The organism is Bradyrhizobium sp. (assembly GCF_049512235.1).
GTDB lineage: Bacteria > Pseudomonadota > Alphaproteobacteria > Rhizobiales > Xanthobacteraceae > Bradyrhizobium.
In genome coordinates this window covers 1-4,042 of the sequence record NZ_JBEKXH010000543.1, presented here as the reverse complement: position 1 = coordinate 4,042, position 4,042 = coordinate 1, and the positions used below count along the sequence as shown (strand labels likewise).

Annotated in this window: 2 protein-coding genes and 1 pseudogene; 2 read left to right on the top strand and 1 reads right to left on the bottom strand. The window is 59.5% G+C overall.

Annotated elements, in window-relative coordinates; translation table 11 throughout:
• Positions 1 to 231: 231 nt before the first annotated feature.
• Positions 232 to 432: a hypothetical protein gene (locus ABSG20_RS31365; RefSeq protein ID WP_423868328.1), complete on the bottom strand. Its 201-nt coding sequence runs from the start codon at positions 430 to 432 to the stop codon at positions 232 to 234.
• A 218-nt stretch (positions 433 to 650) separates the two neighbouring features.
• On the opposite strand from ABSG20_RS31365, the gene ABSG20_RS31360 reads away from it, so the two are divergent.
• Together ABSG20_RS31360 and ABSG20_RS31355 are read left to right on the top strand one after the other, a co-directional pair.
• Positions 651 to 2,033, top strand: a complete 1,383-nt coding sequence (locus ABSG20_RS31360; protein WP_423868327.1) for a cytochrome P450 — start codon at positions 651 to 653, stop codon at positions 2,031 to 2,033.
• A 40-nt stretch (positions 2,034 to 2,073) separates the two neighbouring features.
• Positions 2,074 to 4,042: pseudogene (locus ABSG20_RS31355) on the top strand (hypothetical protein); the annotation flags it as partial.

The following is a 4,042-nucleotide window of genomic DNA, read 5'->3' as shown; positions in this document are numbered from 1 at the left end:
CGACTCGGCTCGCGCGACCACCAGGTTGATGTCCGGCAGACCCTCGGTGGTATTTCCCTTCATGAGCAGCACGAGCCCCTGGCGGAAAGGCACTCCCCGGATCGATCGTCAGCGCGTGCTCGATGTCGGCCATGGCCTTGTCGGTTTGCCGCGAATCCGACAGCGTCGGGGCGCGCGCCACCGGCATCTTGACGTCGGCGGGAAGCAGGATGACCAGTTCGTTGATGTCGGCTACGGGACTTTATTGAGCCTGCGGTAGCAGGTATAGCGCAACTGCAAGGCCAGAATGTCGTTCCGATCCGCCATCAGGGCCTGGCCGAGAAGCGGCATTGCATCGGCGTATTTGCGCTGATCGAGCAATTGTCTGGCTTGGTCCTTCAGCTGCTTTGACGATGGCGCGGCGAGCGCGGAGGCTGGCGCCGGCGCGGCCATTGTAATTGTTGTTCCATATGTGAGCCAGTTCACAGAATCAACAAGCGGGCTGAGCTAATAATTGCCAAATTAAGATTAACTCGCTTTGATTTCAGCCTGATCGAAGCCGGGTGAGCCGCTCCGATCAATTTATGCGGGTATTTGGAAGCCGAGAGTGTTCGGCCGGGTCGCTCAGTTCAAGGTACGCTACCGTGCAGCAGAGTTTGAGGGGTGTGTCGATGGCCTCCAACATTTCCGAGCCGCTGATGCAATGCGGGTCGCAGGATCGCTATTCTCCATTTACCCGTTCGGCAGGGCACTTCATCCAATCAGCACGCCTCGCCTCGCGCATGCTCGTCTATCGAGCATCGTGCTATTTTCTCTGTCATCTTTGGCTTTTTAAATTCGGTTTCGGCCTCCTGCGACGCTTTCGGCCGATATTCATCTTCAAAAAGCTCGTTGTCGTCACCAGGGCCCGCGACGTTCGCGAGGTGCTTCAGCGCTTCGACGACTTCACGATGGGCGACTTCATTGATCCGGGAATGCCGTGGGGTACGTTTCTCATGACGGTCGACTGGCGCCAGAGGCACGCGCAGGAACGGCAGTTGCTTCAGGACGCCGTTGATCCGACCGACGTCGACAAAATCAGAGCGATAGTCGACGCCCGATGTCGCCGGCAGATCGATCCGGCGGGTGGACGGATTGATGTGGTCTCCCAGCTACTCGAACCGGTCGTGGTCGACATCGCCAAGGAATACTTTGGCGTTCCTCCCCTGGCCGGGTCCACGCAACAAATGGCCCACGCCATGCGCGATCTTGCCGGCATCATCATGGTCAATCCGCCGGTTGGTTCGGAGCCATGGTCCCGCTCGCGCGCCAGCATCGCGAAGGTTACCGATCTCCTGCTGCAAGAGCTTTCGCACAAAAGCTCAGCCGTTGCCGGGCCGCCTCCGGCTGCCCTCGCCAACGACCTCCTCACCAGGCTGGTGCAGCGGTTACAGGGTGCCGGCGCGCCGAACTGGTTCGATGAGGATTGGATACGTCGTTATCTCACCGGACTTCTTGCGACAGGCGGAGCGACGATCGTGCGCGCAGGCGCAGGAGCCATCGACCAGATCCTCGCACATCCAGGCGGCCTCGAGAAGGCGCAGGCGGTAGCGATCGAGCTCAATCAGGCAGCGCAGAGCGGCGTACAACAACGCGTGGACGAGCTTCGCGAAACGCTTCGCCATTTCGTCCACGAGGCGTTGCGCTTCCGGCCAATGCTGCCCCTTTTGATCCGTGACACACCGCGCGAAACGGTGATCGCGTACGGCACGAAACGAGCACGCATGGTGCGAGCCGGAACGAGGGTGTTGGCGCCGCCACTGTCGGCCATGTTCGATCCGGAAGCGTTCTCCGACCCTGAGCGCTTTGATCCATCGCGGCCGTTCGAGTCCTATCTGCATTTTGGGTCCGGCCCGCGGCACTGTTTTGGACGATACATCGCGGAAACAGTCCTGCTCGAGGTTTTCAGATCGCTTCTTGTCCTTCCCGGTCTCTCCCGGGCCGCCGGTCCGAAAGGTCGTCTCGCCTTTGATGGACCAGTGGCGGCAGGCCTCATCGTCACGTTCCAGAGTTGACCACTTCAAACCCCGGGGAAATCCAGGCGGATAAACGTCGATGCCCGATTACATCACCATCATAGCGCCGATAAAGGCCTCGAATGCCGAGCGTTGTCGTCAGTATCTGCGCGATAACGCAGAACCGCAAATCGGCATGCAATGCAAACCGCAGTTTCGATTCGACTTCATTCCAACTTTACACTTTGCCAGTTTCGTCATCCTGGACGCGGCGGCCGATTTTGGTCCGAGCCTTGTGTTCGATGCGACATTTGACGGGTCAAAAACGGATTTCCTTTCCGACCTGCTGCGCGTCGCCGGCAACGGCATGCACGAGCTTTACCAGCATTGCGTCGGCTATCCGGACACGGGCCTCACAACTCCCGAGCTCGCAAAAGAGTATTTTATTGGTCACGATGCCGGGGCTCACATCTACTTCTCCGGTAGTCCCGGCCGCACCGTTGCGCAAATCAAAAGCGAGCACCGCATACATTCAAGGATCGTCAGCTATTTTTCCCGATTGCAAGCCGGCGATAGCTTTGCGCCCCGGCGCAATGGCCTTTTTGGCGCCCTGCGAGGCTTCATTGCCGAGCGGGCAAGCAGGCGTTGGGCGGGACAGCAGGCCCCTGTGCCCTGGGAGGTTAGATTCCGGACAGCCATCGCCGTCGCGGCGGCGATGGCGGCCCTGATCTTGGCTTGCTTGCTCGGCGCCCTCATCTCCGTCGTGTACGATCGCTTGGCCGCCGCGCATGGCTGCCGGTCACTGTCAATATTGCTCCAGGCCTTCCTCGAAAACGCAGGCCGATTTGGCAACAGCATTGTCAGCTACCTCGCATCGGGCACCGCGGTCGCATTGCCAAGGGAGCTCTATCTCGCAATCGGACTGGCCGCAATCTGGCTGCTGATCCGCGGTCTGGAGCTTTTTCTCGCGAGCTGGAGCCGACATCCGCGCGATCAATTTTTTGCCAGGCGCGTCCCGCTGCACGTCGCGGTGATCTTGAGGTATGGCGCGCTGGTCTTCCTCGCCGGGGCGGTCCTGCTGGCTCTCATTGCCGAAATGGGAAAGCTGGCGGGTGCTGCTAAGCCCTCAGTGCTGATTGTTCACCTCATTCTTGTGTTCTTCCTGCTTGTCGCGCTGGCCATTCTGCAATACGTGGCAACGTCCCTGAAGATCTCCGTTGAATTGAAGAAGCTCAACGGGCCGCAAGAGAATTGGCGGCGTCTGTGGCTCGATTTTGTCCACTTTGCGATGGCGATTACCATCGCTTGCTGTAGCCTTGTCGTCAGCTATTACGTGCCTTCGGTCATTGACGGGGAGGCCGCCCGTTGGCTGGTTTCCCGGGCTCTGGCAATCGCCGCTTACGGATTGATCGGCGTTTTGGCCCTGTATGCGATTGGTGTCTTACTCCTATTCCTCGTGCGCGGCCGCGAATTGCTCGATGAGTGGAAATTCGGCGACCCCACGATGCTCGAGGCGAGGGCCTGCGCCAACGCGAAGAAGTACGCGCGGGAAGAAGGCGGCAATAATCGATTTCAAAACCATCTGACAAGTCTTACGCGCGTCAAGCCCGGCTTGGTGCACGCCGTGGCGTTGCGTGCCACGCTATTCGTCATCAACCTTCTGTCCCGCCTATGGTTCAACGTCGGCACGCTGGGCGACATCCCGACAATCCTCTCGGCCCGCTGGGTCCTGATAGACGGCGGCCGACGGCTGCTGTTCCTCGACAATTACGGCGGTGCCTGGGAAAGTTACCTGAACGAGTTCATCGACATGGCCGCGGTCAAGGGGTTGAACGCCATTTGGACGAACACTTTCGTCGAAGTCGAAGGCAAAGAAGGCGGCTGCTACAGCTTTCCGGGAACGCGGTTCTATTTCTGGCAGGGGGCTCAGACCGAGCGGCCGTTCAAGGCTTACGTGCGAGAGAGCCAGGTCGAGACCATCGCATGGTACAGCGCCTATCCAACGCTGAGCGTTGTGAACATCAATACGAACACCGCGGTGCGACAATCTCTGTCCAAGCCGCTCGCAG

Coding starts and splice junctions, on each gene's coding strand:
- ABSG20_RS31365 (WP_423868328.1), bottom strand. CDS start 432: ATGGCCGCGCCGGCGCCAGCCTCCGCGCTCGCCGCGCCATCGTCAAAG.
- ABSG20_RS31360 (WP_423868327.1), top strand. CDS start 651: ATGGCCTCCAACATTTCCGAGCCGCTGATGCAATGCGGGTCGCAGGAT.